The organism is Niallia sp. Marseille-Q9988, from assembly GCF_976954375.1.
In genome coordinates this window covers 74,723-91,785 of the sequence record NZ_CDRJSZ010000010.1, presented here as the reverse complement: position 1 = coordinate 91,785, position 17,063 = coordinate 74,723, and the positions used below count along the sequence as shown (strand labels likewise).

The 17,063-nt window shown below is 37.6% G+C and carries 15 protein-coding genes; 6 read left to right on the top strand and 9 right to left on the bottom strand.

Annotated elements, in window-relative coordinates:
• Position 1: 1 nt before the first annotated feature.
• The 5 genes from ACWNMZ_RS18100 to ACWNMZ_RS18080 all read right to left on the bottom strand — a co-directional run bounded on the left by ACWNMZ_RS18100 (position 2) and on the right by ACWNMZ_RS18080 (position 4,422).
• Positions 2-1,135, bottom strand: coding sequence for an O-antigen ligase family protein (locus ACWNMZ_RS18100; RefSeq protein WP_449598721.1), 1,134 nt, complete (start codon positions 1,133-1,135; stop codon positions 2-4).
• A 154-nt stretch (positions 1,136-1,289) separates the two neighbouring features.
• On the bottom strand, positions 1,290-1,964 hold the full coding sequence (locus ACWNMZ_RS18095; RefSeq protein ID WP_449598720.1) for a sugar transferase: 675 nt from the start codon (positions 1,962-1,964) through the stop codon (positions 1,290-1,292).
• Positions 1,965-2,095: 131 nt separating this feature from the next.
• Positions 2,096-2,860, bottom strand: a complete 765-nt coding sequence (locus ACWNMZ_RS18090) for a tyrosine-protein phosphatase (protein WP_449598719.1) — start codon at positions 2,858-2,860, stop codon at positions 2,096-2,098.
• Between the two features lie 121 nt (positions 2,861-2,981).
• A complete protein-coding gene (locus ACWNMZ_RS18085) occupies positions 2,982-3,689 on the bottom strand; it encodes a CpsD/CapB family tyrosine-protein kinase (RefSeq protein WP_449598718.1) in 708 nt (235 codons plus the stop codon).
• Positions 3,676-4,422 (bottom strand): YveK family protein, encoded by a 747-nt coding sequence (locus ACWNMZ_RS18080; RefSeq protein WP_449598717.1) that lies wholly within the window; start codon positions 4,420-4,422, stop codon positions 3,676-3,678. The genes ACWNMZ_RS18085 and ACWNMZ_RS18080 overlap by 14 nt, the downstream gene beginning before the upstream one ends.
• 231 nt (positions 4,423-4,653) lie before the next feature.
• On the opposite strand from ACWNMZ_RS18080, the gene ACWNMZ_RS18075 reads away from it, so the two are divergent.
• From ACWNMZ_RS18075 to ACWNMZ_RS18065, 3 genes are all read left to right on the top strand, one after another.
• On the top strand, positions 4,654-5,460 hold the full coding sequence (locus tag ACWNMZ_RS18075; protein WP_449598716.1) for a hypothetical protein: 807 nt from the start codon (positions 4,654-4,656) through the stop codon (positions 5,458-5,460).
• Between the two features lie 430 nt (positions 5,461-5,890).
• Complete coding sequence (locus tag ACWNMZ_RS18070; protein WP_449598715.1) at positions 5,891-8,620, top strand: N-acetylmuramoyl-L-alanine amidase; 2,730 nt, start codon at positions 5,891-5,893, stop codon at positions 8,618-8,620.
• A gap of 136 nt (positions 8,621-8,756) precedes the next feature.
• Positions 8,757-9,872 carry a mechanosensitive ion channel family protein gene (locus tag ACWNMZ_RS18065; RefSeq protein WP_449598714.1) on the top strand — a complete coding sequence of 372 codons (1,116 nt, stop codon included), beginning with the start codon at positions 8,757-8,759 and terminating at the stop codon, positions 9,870-9,872.
• Between the two features lie 416 nt (positions 9,873-10,288).
• On the opposite strand, the gene ACWNMZ_RS18060 is transcribed toward ACWNMZ_RS18065, so the two are convergent.
• Entirely contained in the window at positions 10,289-11,116 is an 828-nt protein-coding gene (locus tag ACWNMZ_RS18060) for an AraC family transcriptional regulator (protein WP_449598713.1), read from the bottom strand.
• Positions 11,117-11,372: 256 nt separating this feature from the next.
• Here ACWNMZ_RS18060 and ACWNMZ_RS18055 point away from each other — a divergent pair, with 256 nt between their 5' ends.
• Together ACWNMZ_RS18055 and ACWNMZ_RS18050 are read left to right on the top strand one after the other, a co-directional pair.
• Positions 11,373-13,670, top strand: a complete 2,298-nt coding sequence (locus tag ACWNMZ_RS18055) for an alpha-galactosidase (protein ID WP_449598772.1) — start codon at positions 11,373-11,375, stop codon at positions 13,668-13,670.
• 927 nt (positions 13,671-14,597) lie between these two features.
• A complete protein-coding gene (locus ACWNMZ_RS18050; RefSeq protein ID WP_349204297.1) occupies positions 14,598-14,783 on the top strand; it encodes a hypothetical protein in 186 nt (61 codons plus the stop codon).
• Between the two features lie 133 nt (positions 14,784-14,916).
• On the opposite strand, the gene ACWNMZ_RS18045 is transcribed toward ACWNMZ_RS18050, so the two are convergent.
• On the bottom strand, positions 14,917-15,108 hold the full coding sequence (locus ACWNMZ_RS18045) for a YgaP family membrane protein (protein WP_031536171.1): 192 nt from the start codon (positions 15,106-15,108) through the stop codon (positions 14,917-14,919).
• Positions 15,109-15,216: 108 nt separating this feature from the next.
• On the bottom strand, positions 15,217-15,699 hold the full coding sequence (locus ACWNMZ_RS18040; RefSeq protein ID WP_435406657.1) for a helix-turn-helix domain-containing protein: 483 nt from the start codon (positions 15,697-15,699) through the stop codon (positions 15,217-15,219).
• Positions 15,700-16,109: 410 nt separating this feature from the next.
• Here ACWNMZ_RS18040 and ACWNMZ_RS18035 point away from each other — a divergent pair, with 410 nt between their 5' ends.
• Positions 16,110-16,424: a nucleoside triphosphate pyrophosphohydrolase family protein gene (locus ACWNMZ_RS18035; RefSeq protein WP_349204298.1), complete on the top strand. Its 315-nt coding sequence runs from the start codon at positions 16,110-16,112 to the stop codon at positions 16,422-16,424.
• A gap of 67 nt (positions 16,425-16,491) precedes the next feature.
• On the opposite strand, the gene ACWNMZ_RS18030 is transcribed toward ACWNMZ_RS18035, so the two are convergent.
• Positions 16,492-16,992 carry a MarR family winged helix-turn-helix transcriptional regulator gene (locus tag ACWNMZ_RS18030; RefSeq protein ID WP_251629187.1) on the bottom strand — a complete coding sequence of 167 codons (501 nt, stop codon included), beginning with the start codon at positions 16,990-16,992 and terminating at the stop codon, positions 16,492-16,494.
• Positions 16,993-17,063: the final 71 nt, after the last annotated feature.

Below are 17,063 nucleotides of genomic sequence, written 5' to 3'. Positions count from 1 at the left end.
TTCAAACTCCTTCCTTTTTCACACTATTTATACTTGTACTTTCATATCCAACAAGTATCCAATACAATATTGAAATTTGTTCCCAATAATATAAATCAAAAGTAAAACCAATAATACTCCATGCAATAATTATATAGTTAAAAATACTTATATTCCGTCTTGCAAAAATAATTTTTTTTAAAATAAAAAATAATAAGATAATACCTATAATGCCCATCTCTACCATAAATGTTAAAAATGTATTATCCACAACTAAAAAATAGTCTGGAGGCGGGTTATTAATCAATAATTTTTCTGTACTTCCAATTCCATTTCCAAATAGAAAAGTCCATGGATTCCTGGTTATTTCTTCAAATGACCAATAATACATATACATCCTATGAGAAACTGAACCATCTGATGTATTAGATAATGAAGATACTCTCTCAATTAATTTCATCCCGAAAGGAGTAACTGACAAGATTATCAAAGAACAGAACATTATTATCCATGTTTTCATTTTTCTCAAGTGATTTTTTTTATATAACAAATAAATCATTACTATAAAAATTGCTATCCATGATCCTCTTGAAAAAGTTATTATGATACAATAAAGTGTACTAAAGAAAACAATAAGGTATAAAATTTTAAGTGACTTCTTCTTTTCATTAATTAAAGCTGCAAACCAACATAGTAAAGAAGGTACTAGAACAGCCCCTAAAACAACTGGATGCCCAATAGTTCCTGCAGCGCGAATAGAACTAGATGATTCAATCTTATTACTTAGTGATTTGAAAACATCTCTTCCTTCAATCGCAGTAAAATCAAATGGATTAATATACATTGAATATAAAACCAATACTACTTGTATAATCCCTGCAACTTTAATAGCATTAATTAAAACAACTTTTTTATCTAACAATTTCAATATTCTACCTACTATATAACCACCAATTATTATTAAACAAAAATAAAAAGCACTAGATAGTTGACTATAGTTAACAACTACTAAAATTAAAAAGAAATACATAATAATATCTGATTTGTTCAAATAAATACTATTTGAATATTTAACAATTAATATTAAACTTGTTATTAAAGAAACTAGTAATAAGAATCTTGGTATAGAAATTATTCCTATTGGCGTATCGACCAATTTAAAGATTGGTGTAGCTTCAATTGGTGGTACATTACTAATAAATAATATTAAAACTACTATTAATAAACCTAATATTATATTCTTATTGGAAATACCCTCAAAACGTTTGATTTTCTTTCTACTCCTTTATATAAAAAACTGTACTAGATAATTAGTACGCATCTTTCGATCCAAATAATACCAATACGGTTTTCAACATAATCTTACAATCAAAAAATATCGATCTTTCCTTAATATAATACAAATCTAATTCTACCATTTCTTCAAATCCTATATTACTTCTTCCACTCACCTGCCAAAGCCCTGTACAACCCGGAGTTACTAATAACCTTTGTTTGTCATAAGCTGAATACTCTTCAACTTCTCTTGGAAGAGGTGGTCGTGGTCCAACTAAACTCATATCTCCTTTTAAGACATTAAACAACTGTGGCAATTCATCAATACTAGTTTTCCTAATAAATTTCCCCACTTTTGTTACTCTTGGATCATCCTTCATCTTAAACATAGCACCAGAAACTTCGTTAAGTACTAATAATTCTTTCAGTCGCTCTTCTGCATCTGAGGCCATTGATCGGAATTTATACATGTAAAATTTTCTTCCATTTTTCCCAACTCTTAATTGTTTAAAAAATACTTTCCCTTTCGGATCCTCAATTTTGATAAGAAAAGCAATAATAACAAAACAGAAGCTTAATACAACCAATCCACAAAATGAACCAATGATGTCTATCGCTCTTTTCATTACAAGGTAACTACGAGCTGTATTTACAGATATATTCTTTTTCTTTTCCAAATACAGAGATTGATCCTTATAAAACTCAGACATCACCATACCACCTATCTTCCCTTAATTTTTCAAGTCTACTTATTTTCTATCTATATGTATCCTTCAGATAACTAACGATAAAATATATTGATTATTACATTCTATCGTTAGTTATCTAGTAAACTACCTTATTAGAATATCCCTAAAAACTTCTTTCTCTGTATCCGTTCAGGAATTTCCTTCATCACATTCTTATCTTCCAAAAGCAACTCTGCATTCTCTTTAAAAAGATAAACATAATCCACTCCAAAGTTCTCTTCCACTATATCTAATCCTTCCATCATTTTAAAACTACGATTATGGACATTATGAGCATCTGAGGCTAAGAAGTGAGTCAAATTACTCTCAATCAACTGCTCCGAAAACTTCTTTACATTCTTCCCGAAATAACCAGCCACACTAGAAGCCGTCACTTGTGTCAAGGCTCCATTTTTCACAAACTGATAAAGAAGATCAGGTTTCTCCTGCAATTCTTTATTTCTCTCTGGATGAACAATAATTGGAATGATTCCCTCTGTTTGCAGTTCATACAGCAATCTCTCTGCATATCGTGGTACAGAGGAAGAGGGAAACTCAATGAAAAGGTATTTTGTATGATTAAGTGTGAGAATTTCTTCCTTAAAATAATCTTCTAACACTTCTCCATAAATTCTTACTTCCTGTCCTGGAAGTATCGTAAGAGGAATATTTTCTTGTTTTAAAACGGTGTTTAAGTCATTTACTTTTGTAAGAATAGAAGATTTCGGATTACTGAACTGGTTATTCTTATGATGAGGTGTAGCAATTATTGTTGTTATTCCTTCTTGAACAGCCGCTCTTGCCATCACTACGCTATCTTCTATTGTCGCTGCTCCATCATCAACCCCAGGTAATATATGACAGTGAATATCAATCATCAAGCTACACCTCTCTATTTTTAGTAATCTATTATTATTTTCCGATAACACTTCAAAAATAGTAACATTGAACTATTGATTCGTAAATAGCGAAGATTGTCGAATCTCGTCTACTTACTTGTTAATTTGTTCCATAGTAATAATAGTCACCTTTTTTGTCCGCTTTTTTATTATTAAGGACAACTCCTAATACTTTCCCTGAAGTTGCTGAAAGCTTTTCTTTTGTTTTCAAAACCTCTTCTTTATCCGTTTTTCCACTACTAACTACTAATATACTTCCATGACAAAGATTAGCGAGCACTTGTGCATCTGTAACGGCTAATACTGGTGGTGTATCAAATAGAATAATATCAAACTCTTCTAGTGCTCTCTCTAAGAAATGATTCATCGCACGGGATCCCAATAGCTCAGAAGGATTTGGTGGGATTGGACCACTAGGTAAAACATACAGATTCTTCTCTTCATTTTCATGAACAGCTTCCATTAACCCTAACTGATTAGTTAAGACTGATGTTAAACCTGATGTATTATTCAAGTTAAATGTGTAATGAACAGTTGGTTTACGTAAATCAGCATCAACAAGCAGAACTGTTTTTCCTTGTTGAGCAAAAACAATCGCTAAGTTGGCTGTCGTTGTCGATTTTCCTTCTCCTGGTCCAGAAGATGTCACTAAGATAGATCGTATCTCTTCATCAATACTTGAATAAAGAATGTTTGTACGGATTGTTCGATATTGCTCAGAAATAGGAGATCTCGGATCATACTTTGTAATAAGTTTTCTTCTATTTAAGGCTAAACCGCCTTTTTTGCTTCTCTTACTTGCTGCCAAGTAAATCCCCCCTACTTCTTCCTTTTTGACTGCCTCTTAGCTTCGCTTCATGGCTTTCATCAATGGTTGTAATGGCGCCTAATACTGGTAAATCTAGTAGTTTCTCAATATCTTGTTCTGTTTTCACTGTATTATCTAAGTATTCTAGTAAAAAGGCTAAACCGACTCCAATCATTAACCCTACTACCGCTGCAATCGCAATGTTAAGTGGTGGATTTGGACTGATTGGTGCTTGATTTTCTTGATCCTCTGCAAGTGGCAATACTGTCACATTGTCAATGGACATAATATTTTTAATTTCTTTTTCGAACACTTCTGCCGTTTTATTGGCAATTTGCAAAGCTACTGTTGGATCAGGGTCCGTAACAGATAGAGTCATTACCTGCGAATTTTGCGCACTTTCCACGGAAATTTTTTCATTTAATTCTGGAACACTCATATCTAAATTCAATTCTTCTTTTACAATATTTAAGATAGCCGCACTTTTTAGAATCACACTATATGTGCTAATCATTTGCACGTTTGCCTGTACTTCACCTGAATTAATAACAGCTGATGATTCCTCTTTCTTTTGGTTGACAAGAATTTGTGTTGAAGATTTATACTCCGGTGTAATGATGAAATAACTTACTATCCCACTTACAATCATTGCGATTAAAGTGATGGAGATAATAAGGGCAAATCGTTTCTTAAGTGTGTCGAATAATTCTTTTAGACTAATCGTTTCTTCCATGACTTCCTCCTAGAAAAATATAAAAAACTAAAAATATTATATCATATATCATTGCATATATTGTCATTTCTTGTCATAATTTTAATAGATTTGAATTACTACGTTTATTACTATACCAATTAATTGACATTTTTCCTATCTCTTTTTTATAAAAGGGAGAAGTTACCTACATACCTGTAAATTATCGGTATACTTAAATAAAACGATTATACTGAATTCCTGGAGGTTGAAATGAAAGCAGCTATTCTATCTATTCTTTCTATTGTTCTTGTTGTGGTTCTTATTATTGGAAATATTCATTGGAATATTCGGGGAGATAGTCCTTTATCACCGATTCACGATACACATGATTCAACGGTTTCCCAAGAAAAAAGTTCTAATTCAGAGAGCTACTTTAGCCTTGATTACTATATGGGCTTTGCTAAATCTTGGCCAGAACAAGCGCAACAAGTATTAGAAGCGAAATTATCAGACAAAAAGTCCTTTCATATTTTACTAGTCGGCTCAGATGCGATTGGCGATCAAGAGTCTGGTTTACTTACTCCTTTAAAAGAAGCATTGGCTAGTAAGTATGATCAATATGTAACCATCGACAGTATTGCTTATGACGGAACAACATCCGATTATGTAAATGACGAAGAGTATGAATCTCTAATTGACAAGAAACCAGATATGGTTATCTTTGAGCCATTCTTATTACATGATAATGACAAAGCAGTAAATATTTCTACAACATTAACAAATATCAATAAGGTCATTAAAGAAACCAAGGATTCGTTGCCTGATGTTACGTTCGTTTTAATGCCAGCACATCCATTATATGAAGCCAACCTTTATCCTATGCAAGTCAGTGATTTAGAGAAATATGCCGAAGCTGAAGAAATTCCCTATTGGAACCATTGGGAAGCTTGGCCAGATCATAAGGATGAAAAGGTTAAAGATTATTACAAGGAACTAGATGGCGATAAATCGATTGCGAATGAACAAGGGTTTGAAGTTTGGAGCGAATATTTAGCTGATAAGCTCATTTCACAGTAAGTATGTATATAATGTCCTAAATAAGCGAGTAGTACTCGCTTATTTTTTTGTTTAGTCGTTCTATATAACGTACGATTATCTTATCATATTTACTGAATATTCGTAAATACGATTTTTCGATGTGTTTTTATGTAAGCGTTACCTAGTTTCTTCTATTATATATAGTTGAATAATAAAAAGGTAAAGGCATTCCTTTTTTCAACTGTTTTATCACTTTATTTGTTTGATTTGCCTAATTCTCTTTGTCTTCGGGAATCAAATTTCCCATATTATGCAATTTAATCGATAGGTCTTTTTTCTTATTTATACATTTATAATTAAAAATTACCATAATTTAGTAGGAAAATAGTACTTTTTTCTGCCAGAATTATGCTAGAATAGTAGTGTTATACAGATATATTCTGCAAAAAAATGAAGAAGGGTTTTGGTGATGAGGAATAAAGTTTTATTATTAATTGCTGTAATGGTATTTAGTTTGGTGTTTCCTACTAACTTAAATGTCGGCTATGCCACGGAAAACGGGGATACCGATGAGTTAGATATTGCTCCGAGTTATTATTTCATCTACTATAATGGCGAAAAACAAGATATTAGTCTAAATAAGGATGTGGTTTTACACCTAAATGGCTGGACAGATGACACACAGACATCCGTTCAAGGTTATCTATCAGATAGATTAGGTGATCATGAAGTTTTTTCCATGAATGTTGGAGAAGAGCGGGAACAGCTTTCGATTTCTGATGAAGATAGTATTCTTTATCGAATAGCACCCTCTGAATCCTATAAAGCGGAACAAGTAGAACCGGTTACATTCACAGATCAAACTACTGTGGTGACTGAAAATGATAATGGTACTTCTATAGAAGAAATAAAGACAGTGGATGAATATGGTACAATCGTTCACAATCAAGGTTTAACCTACTATTCTACTGACGAAAATCAGCAAAAAACGGTGATTACGAAGGAAGAATATGATGCTTTAAACCTTGTAACAGACCCTTCTTCTTCTGAAGATGCAGAAGAAACGGCGACTCCTAGTGAAGAAGTTTCTGAAGAACTGCCAACAGAAGATAAGGTGGAACAAGAGAAAGATCAAGATGCTTCCTTAGAAAAGGCGGAAACAGAGGAGAGCAAATCGAAAGAGGAACCGACTACTGTCATGCCAAAAGCAGAAGCTTCTCGTGCTCTGAAAGCAGCTGTCGTGAATCCTTCTATTAACTATTCAAGCTATGTAGAAGGAATCAAATGGCAACTTCCCGTTAAAGACGGAGAACTGTCTGGAACAAGCGGACAAGCGAAGCGATTAGAAGCAGTGAAAATTTTCATCGAAAATGCAACTTACTCTGGTGGCGTAACCTATAAGACGCATGTTCAAGGCTATGGCTGGATGGCAGAGGAGAAGGATGGCGCAATCAGCGGTGCACCTGGTGAGAATAAGCGGATGGAAGCTATCCAGATAGAGCTAACAGGTGAGATGGCGAAACATTATGATATTTATTATCGCCTACATGTACAAACATTTGGCTGGCTTGGATGGGCAAAAAATGGCGCATCTGCTGGTACGGAAGGTCTTTCCAAACAAGTAGAAGCTGTTGAGATTAAATTAGTAGAAAAAGGCGCAAAGGCTCCTGGTTCTACCGATAAATCCTTTATTACCAAACCATCTGTTACATATTCCACACATGTTCAAACAATCGGCTGGCAGCCTAATGTTGCAGATGGAGAAATGAGCGGAACTTCTGAGCAATCAAAACGACTAGAAGGCATTAAAATAGATTTAGAAAATAAGCCATACAGTGGAAATATCGAGTATTCCACCCATGTGCAAAACATCGGCTGGCAAAATGCTGTATCAAACGGTCAGCTATCTGGAACTTCTGGACAAAGCAAGCGTCTGGAAGGTATCCGTATAAATCTAACTGGCGATATGGCGAAACACTATGATATTTACTACCGTGTTCATGCCCAAAGCTACGGATGGCTTGGATGGGCGAAAAACGGCGCATCTGCTGGTACGGAAGGTCTTTCGAAGCGTCTCGAAGCGATTGAGATTGTCTTAGTGGAGAAAGGGGCAAAGGCTCCTGGTTCGACAAGTACATCCTTCGTGAAGAAGCCAACTGTCACATACAGTACGCATGTACAAAGCAAAGGATGGCTATCTAATGTCACAAATGGTGCTTCAAGTGGCACAACAGGACAATCAAAGCGATTAGAAGCGATTAAAATTGATTTAGCGAATACCGCATTTAGCGGAGATATTGTTTACTCTACTCATATACAAGGCACAGGGTGGGTAACGAACTCTTCTAACGGAGATATCTCTGGTACGGTTGGAAAAAGTAAACGAATGGAAGCAATAAAAATTAGTTTAACTGGTGATATGGCGAAATATTTCGATGTTTACTACCGTGTTCATGCCCAAAGCTATGGCTGGCTTGGATGGGCGAAAAATGGAATGAAAGCTGGAACAGAAGGATTGTCTAAGCGATTAGAAGCCATTCAAATCAAGCTTGTTCCAAAAGGTAGTGGCTCATCTGTGAGTGCAACAAAAGCATTTAAAAAGGCAAAATCTGTTTTCTTAGATCCAGGACATGGCGGATCTGATCCAGGTGCAATGGCTGGTGGGTATACAGAAGCTGGCTTGAATTTAGCAGTTGCGAAGAAAGTGGAAAAGTTATTGAAAGACCGTGGCTATATTGTCTATATGTCTCGAACATCTGACACCTATCTTTCTTTACTAGACCGTTCCAAAAAAGCCAATGAGCTTAATCCAGACATCTTTGTGAGCATCCATCATAATTCAACTGGATCTGGTTCGACAACAGCGTCTGGAATCGAATCGTATTACTACAAATATAATCCAGCCTATCCTTCTGTCATCAATAGCGATAAGCATAATGATCCAAACCGCGTGATGAAAAGCACATTGCTAGCGGATTTGATACAGAATGAAATGATTAGCGCAACAGATGCCACTAATCGTGGCATTGATGGTGAAACACTTGCTGTTTTACGAGAAACAGCAGTACCAGCTACTTTACTGGAGCTTGGATTTATTAATAATACGGCTGAGCGTAAAAAGCTTGTAACGAGCAGCTATCAGAATAAATTAGCAAAAGCAATTGCAGATGGCATCGAAGAGTATTTTGAAAGATTTTAACTTTAATCAAGGATTAGCAGGAATGCTGATCCTTTTTTCTATGGATAGGCTTGTCATATTACATTTTATTTACTCTTTTTGTGAGTTGCTTGGGTTTGCCCATTCCTATGCTATAATGTTTTTCGAGGTGATTTAGATGGGGGATTTACAAGTATGGTCGCAATGGGAGCGATTTATCGCTGCTTTTGAGCGGTTTAACTGGATGGATATTGGGATTGCCTTGCTAATCTTTCTTGTTTTTTTAGGGTTTAGAAAGCTATTTACGACCTATATTTTCAAGTTAGTGTTAGGAATGGTAAAGAAATTACCAGTAGCTACGGTTTCCAAAGTATTATTAGCGTTTGAAAAACCACTTCGTTGGTTCTGGGTCATTATCGGAACTTACTTGGCTTTAACTTATTTGCCATTTCCGATTACTACTTTCTACTTTGTGCAACAGATATATAAGTCCTTTATTATCGGATTAATCGGCTGGGGAATCTTTCAGTATTTTTCCAATCAATCGAATCCTTTTGAACGACTGGTGTCGCGAACAAAGCTAGATGCTGATAGCATGCTGATTCCTTTCTTAGGGAAGGTATTCCGGATGCTTGTTGTTATCTTTACTGCTGTTAGCATATTGGACATTTGGGATATTCAAATTGGTGCCTTCGTTGCTGGTCTCGGGGTTGCTGGTCTTGCCTTCTCCTTAGCAGCACAGGATACTGTGGCTAACTTCTTCGGCGGTGTTGTAATTATTACGGAAAAGCCATTTTCCAAGGGAGACTGGATTCAATCTCCTTCAGTGGAAGGAACAGTCGAGGATATCACATTCCGCAGTACGCAAATCCGCACATTTGCTGATTCGATTGTGACCGTTCCTAACTCAAAGCTTTCCAATGAAGCGATCACAAACTGGTCTAAAATGGCGAAGCGACAAATCAGCTATGAATTAGCGCTCTCCTATCGCACGCCAAATGAGAAATTACGGGTCGCTTTAAGAGAAATAGAAGAAATGCTTCATGCACACCAAGGTGTACATAAAGATGTCATCATGGTGCGATTCACGGAATTCCGAGATTACAGTTTAGGTGTCTTCATCTATTTCTTCTCGAAAACTACCGTTTGGTCAGAGTTTTTAGAAGTGAAGGAAGATACGAATTTACAAATATTAAATATTTTAGAGAAACACGGAATAGAAATCGCATTGCCTAGTCAGCAGATTTATTTGCCAGAGAAAGAGGAAGGGAAAAAGCTGATGGCTGGGGAATGATGGTTTGGTTTTGGGAGCAGAAGACAAGGCGCTGGTGTGCCTTGTCTTTTTTTGGTTTGTGGGTGGGTGTTTGGCTGATATATTTGTGGTTTGGCTGATTTCCTTTCCTGTTTGGCTGATATATTTGTGGTTGGGATCATTTCATTTACCTTCTTTGTTTGGATCATTATTTGCAATTCGGCTTATTTTCCATGTTTTTTTCTGATTCACTTTCTGCATCCACTTCTCATTCTACTAATTTTAGCTAATCTACCGCGATGCTATCGTTTATTTGTTATTTTTCTGTTTTTGCATCGGGTTGTTGCGACATAGGTAGAAGGAATTTAAGGAAATTCCATATAAACTGTCCTTCCCAAATGTACTTTTCTTAAAGTTTGTCTTTTTATGGTGCCTGACACCGATATTGACAGACACCGTTATTGACACCGATATTCCTTCGGCGACACCCCATAATACTTCCGAAACGCCTTCGAAAAGGCAAGGGAATCTGCATAGCCAACGGATCTGGCGATGATTTTCATTTGATAATTGGTATGTAATAGGAAATCTGCTGCTTTTGCCATGCGTACTTTCATTAAATATTCCTTTGGTGTGGTGCTTGTATGCTTTTTAAATAGTGCTGTTAAGTAATTGGGATGAAGGCCGAGCTTGTTTGCGATTGTGGCTATTTGGATTGGTTGGGCGAAATTTTTGTTGATATAGGTTTGGGCTTGGTAGATATAAGCTTCTGCTGTTGTTTGTTGTGCAAGTGGCTTTGCTGTCTCCACTAAGGCTGCGAGGAGATGGTACATATAGCCTTGGATAATAAAGTGGTTCTTTAGCGAAATGCCGCTTTCGCCAATGTCTACCATTGTTTGAATTGTTTCTTGAAAGGCAGATAGATCCTCGATATCAAGAATGACAGGTGTTTCTCTCGTGTTCATGATTTGATAAATATACTCCCTTGCTTTGATTCCCATAAAGCCGAACCAGTAATATTTCCATGGATTTGTCTTGGATGCTTCGTATTTGGCTACTTTATTGGCGGGAATGAGGAAAGCTTGATTTTTGCCTACTGAATAGGTGATATGATCAATGGTGAGTGTCCCCTCTCCCTCTGTAACGAAATGAATGATATGAAAATCTCTGGATAGAGGTCCGAAATAATGTCCTTTCTGACAGTCTTCTAATCCGCAATTATATAAGACAAGATCTTCGCCTTCTTTTTGATGGTTGCTGCCAAATGTATGGATATATTCTCGCAACTTTCTTTCTTCCCCTCGTTTTTAAAATCATTTGTTTTTGCTATAGATAGCTTTGATTTTGCCATGTTTTATCTTGGCAGTCTCTTGTACGATGTATAGACGTAAGCGCTTATCTTTATTGTATGGGGTATTGGGATTTCTGTAAATAACCTTTCAAAAGGCTATTCGCCTGTGTCCCCTCTGCCCCATTTCCCAAGTAAAGAGAATCTTCGCTAATGACATAGAAATGATATGAAGAAGGAGTGTGGGAAAAGGCATGTCTATTTTTTTCCATGAAAAAGAAAAGGCTTTTCATTTATGTAATGATTATATTAGTTATTTGTTTCGGGTGATGGAGAATGGGCAGCTGGAGCAGTTGTATTATGGGAAGCGTGTGGTGCTTGCTGATTCGGTGGAGCGGTTTGTGGAGCGGAGTTATCGGCCCCTTTCTGTTTGTGAGTTTGAGGATGAGTGGGATCATTCGCTGGAGTTAATTAAGCAGGAGTTGCCGGTGTCTGGGTCGGGGGATTTCCGGGAGGCGATGCTGGAGGTGGCTTTCGGGGATGGTTCGTATGTGGTGGAACTTACATATGTATCCCATGATGTGTTGGATGGGAAGCCGAAACGTCGGGGGATGCCTGCTACCTTTGCGGAGAAGGGTGCGGCGGAAACGTTGGTGGTCCGGTTAGAGGATGATGATTGTGGGCTGCAGGTGGTGCTGTATTATACGATTTTTGAGCATTTGCCTGTTGTTACTCGATCTGTGCGGGTCGTAAATGGTGGGGAGCAATCGGTTGTGTTGGAGCGGCTGTTGAGTGCGAGTGTTGATTTGCCTGGGGATGGGTATGAGATGCTCCATCTATCAGGTGCTTGGGCGAAGGAGCGTCATGTCTATCGGGGGATGACTCGACCTGGTGTGCAGGCGGTCAAGTCGGTGCGGGGTGCGAGTAGTGCGATGCATAATCCGTTTATGGCATTGCTTTCGAATGACACGACAGAGCATGGTGGGGAAGTTTATGGAATGAATTTAGTGTATAGCGGCAATTTCCTGGCACAGGTGGAGGTTGACAATTATGGGATGTCGCGGATGATGATTGGGATTCATCCAGAGCGTTTTCAATGGAATTTGCCGTCTGGGGAGGCATTTTGGTCGCCGGAAGCGGTGTTGGTGTATTCAGATAGTGGCTTAAATGGGATGAGTCAGGCGTTTCATGATTTGTATCACGGGCATTTAATCAATCCTCGGTGGGCAAAAATGGCGCGTCCTGTCGTTATGAATAATTGGGAAGGTACATACTTTGACTTTGATGAAGAGAAGATTGTCGAGATGGTATCTGCTGCGAGCAAGCTTGGCGTCGAATTATTTGTGTTGGATGATGGCTGGTTTGGTAAGCGAGATGATGACCGTTCATCGCTTGGGGACTGGGTTGCATATAAGGAAAAGTTGCCGAATGGGATTAAAGGTCTTGCAGATCGTGTCCGGGAACTAGGGATGCAATTCGGCTTGTGGTTTGAGCCAGAGATGGTCAATGAGGATTCTGATTTGTTCCGGGCACATCCAGATTGGGTTATGGGGACACCTGGCAGAAAACGCAAGCATGGGAGGTTCCAGTATGTGCTTGATTTTGCTAATCCGGAAGTAGTCGATTATGTGTTTACGATGATGGATAAGGTAATTGGCGAGGCAGACATTGCCTATGTAAAATGGGATATGAATCGCAATATTAATGATGCGTATTCGGTCTATTTGGATGGGGCTTGTCAGGGGGAAGTGCTGCATCGATATATCCTCGGTGTGTATGCCCTATACGCGAAGTTGCTTCATAAGTATCCTGACCTTTTGATTGAGTCTTGTGCGTCTGGTGGCGGGCGCTTTGATCCTGGGATGCTGTATTATGCACCACAAACATGGACGAGTGACAATAGTGATGCGGTGGAACGTTTAAAGATTCAATATGGAACATCCCTCGTCTATCCTGTTAGTTCGATGGGTGCCCATGTCTCTGCATCGCCGAATCATCAAGTCGGCCGAGTTACTTCTCTTGGGATGCGTGCAGCTGTTGCCTATTTCGGCGCCTTTGGATATGAGCTCGATCCACGCACGTTTTCAGAAGAGGAAGCTAAATTAGTGAAAGAGCAAATCAGCTTTTATAAGGAAAAGCGCCAGTTGTTGTTGTATGGGAAGTTTATCCGTTTGGCTGACCCTTTTGCGGGATCCACTACCGAGAGTCGTCTTAGTGGCTTAGGCGAGGCTGGAAGTGGAACGGCTTGGATGGTCGTGAAAGAGGATCAGTCGGAGGCAATTGTTGGCTGGTATCAAGTTCTTGCTCGTCCAAATGATCGCTATAAGCGCTTGCGATTAAAAGGATTGGACCGGACAGCGCGTTATCTCGTAAAAGAATTGGATACTGTCTACTCAGGAAGTGAATTGATGGAAATGGGTCTATTCTTATCGGAAACATTATATTCCAAACGGCAAAAAGGGCATGGGCGGAGTGTATGTAAGAATGGTGTTGGCGAGCCTGTGCGAGGAGATTATCAAGCTAGGGTGTTTCAGTTGCAGAAATTAGATTGAGTTTTGAAGTAGGAGTGAGCTAATGTTCACTTCTTTTTTTAATAAGCGAGTAGTAAATTGATGTATTATTCCATGTTGTATTTCGGGCTTTTCCTACTATTTTTCTAATAAGTGGTTAGAATAACTGTTATCAAGGGTAAAGTGGACTTGTCATTATCGAGGAGTGTTTCTACATGGAAAACGAGAAATTTGTTAAAGGCTTCACGATTGGATTAGGCATCAGTATTCCATTATGGACTTCTTTCTTTGGATGGATAAAGATTCTGTTACATGTGTTGGGGAAATAAGGATTGAGTGGTGAATGGAAGAAAATAACGGATGACTGGGAGAAGTGTCTTTTGTTTTGTTTTGCATTCTTTTGCTCGCGTTTTTTGGATATGAACAATCGTTTTTCTGTTTCCTACAAGATAAACACTTTCAACCTAAGTTGGTGTATTCGGCTGAGAACCCTTATTGTCTTCATTCAGTGTCCTTCTCATATGTACAATTCATGCAGTTTGTCTTTTTGTGGTGCCTGTCACCGAAAAACGTCACCGAAAAAAGCTTAATAAATATTTCATATTTGCTAAACATATCGTTCATAATACTTTTATAAAATAAAGGTATAGGGTATATGCGTATTATACTAACGAAATGAGGTGCTTTAAAATGTTGGGAAAATGGATTAATTCTATCATCGAAAAACCTTTAATAAGTGCCGAAGATAATTTAGAGTATGAACATTTGCTAGAAATGGAATTTGAAGATAGTGACATAGAGATAATTAATATAGTATAGGGCGCCTTTTTAGGTGCCTTTTGTTTTGCTCTATAAAGGGATATTTATTTAATGGAAGTCTGCCTTTTCTTATCTATAGAATGTATCGGAAATAAAGTATAACATCCATTAATTTAACAGATAATACCTTCAAGTTGAGGAGGTGTAAGAATGGCATGGAATGGGGCAAAAAAAATAATCTGGTTTTTACTAGCAAGTACCCTTTTATCCAGTTTATTTAGTGGATTTATGATTTATTTAAGTATGAAGATAGATAAGGATGTATCCTTTTTAAGAAGAAAATTAAGTAATTCAGGTGACAATACGATAAGATTTCAAAAGTATCGGCAACCATAGGAAGTCTTGTTAGCTATTCATTCTATTCATCAGTCGGAATAATATTTCCTATCAAAACACCCCTAAATAGTTAGGCCCCCCCCACCTACCTTTCTTTATCGGCGGGGGATTGCCCTTCCTTCCAAGTACAAGCTTAATTAATTCTACAAGTATTTCTACCTAACAATTTATTGATGCCACACTTTTGTGTAAGTCCAGTGATTAGTAAAGGAAGGGAGATTAGGCCAAATAGCTTCCAATACCCTGGTAAAAAATAAAATAGTGATAAAAGGGCAATTCCTAATATGATGCGAAAACCTCTATCAAATCCTCCGACATTTTTCATTGTTAATTCCTCCTTTCAAGATATTTCTATCTTAGCAGGAGGAAGAGCATGAACTCCGTAACTAAGTTACATAACGAATAAAAGCAAAAAAAATTCTTTAACATGTCGTTATTCTACTAATTCTTCTAAGCCTGCTCGGTCTAAAATCATGATTTTCCCTCGCGTCAATGCGATATATTGATCTTTTTCTAGTTGTTTTAGTGTGCGACTAATTACTTCGCGAACAGATCCTAGTTCGATTGCTAATGTATCATGAGTTGTTTTGATAACATTTCCTTCCGCTTGTTCTAACAAATATTCTACTACTCGGCTGCGAATGGATTTGAAATTAATGTTATCGAGTAATTTAGAAAGGGTGAGGATTCTTCCGCAAATCGATTGAAAGATAAATTGGCGGAAGCTCTTATATGTATCAAACCACTCCCGAAAGATTGGTGTCGGAATGAAAAGCGCCAGGCTGTGGGTTTCCACACTAACGGATGCTTCATATTCTGTTCCCCCTAAAATGCTCGAGCTCATTAAAGGACAACACTCTCCATCACTTATTCGGTATAGCGTTATTTCGCGCCCACTTTCACTTACTTTGTACATTCTCACCCTTCCATCTAAAATAAAAACAGCATAATCTAGAATAATTCCTTCTGGTATCGTTTAAGCTGGTTCCAGTTTCTTTACATCAATTCCAGCTTTACGCCATTCTTCTTCTGGCAAATCACTAAATCAGGGAAAATAGAAACAATTTTTGGTAAATGGTCCTGTACGTTATTACTCATCGATTATTCTCCTTTCACCTTCTTCTTATTTATTTCATAGGATAGGATTTATTTGTTAATTCTATATTATAGCATTCGTTATATCTTTTCCTTTTTTTCCAATCAAAACAAATCAGGCTTTAAACATGACAACATGCTGTCAACTTTCCTATGTTATTTTTAGTAAGTGAAGCAGATGGTGGAATCCTCATTCCATCATCTAACAACATTATTAGGAGGATCCTTTACATGAATTTTAAAGAAGCAGTAAAACGCTCTCTTCAAATTAGACAGGCTTATCATCAATTAGAAAAACAATACCATGGTTCAGAGTGGTCTGTTGCGGAAGATGCACTTGCTTTTCTTACAGATGCTGCATTGGTTGGGCGATTATCAATGGCGCAGCAAGAGAGATGGCCAACTGGTGATAATCCAGAGGCAGAGCTTACGCATAAAATTGGCGAATCCATCTGGTGGCTCATTATTTTAGCGGAAAGAATGGGGATTGATAGTAACGAAGCATTGGAACAGTTTTTAGCAAGTAAGGAAAAACAATTTTTTTAAGTAAATAAGCATTCTCGACAGGCCAAAGCCATGTTAACTAGGCGTTGAACATGGCTTCCCTTTTCTTTTACTTTTTCTTCTCTTTTGGCAAAAATAGCACTTCAAAATCTTCTAAGCTCTCGATTCCATCTGCTTCCATCTTCTCGCCCACTGCTGCTACCAATAGCCTTATTCCTTCTTCAACAGTCGCTTGCTCGCTTGGCTGCAAATTATCTAATACCGCACCCATTATTTGCTGAATCGGCTTTGGTGAGGTTTCTTCGATTATTTTTACCATTTCTTCTGTTAACATAATCTGAACAGATCGCTTGTCTTGTGGATTCGGCTTCTTGATGAGAATCCCTTTTTCCGTTAGTCTTTCTACAATATCTGAAACCGTACTCTGTGTCATGCGAAGATTTTGGGTTAGCTCCTTGACACTTATTTTTTTATTAATAAAGACCTCTAGAATGACGCGTACTTGCGGGGCAGTCATTCCATGTTCTTCTGCATGTCTCTGGAGACTCTTCATGATAAAACGATTCAAGAAATCGATGGATTCCCAAATATACGTGGCCCTATCTAGCATTTGTTAACTCCTTTCTTCAAAAGTTATTATGAAGAAAAACTCTTAAAGCCAAACTGCGAGTCTTTCTTGGC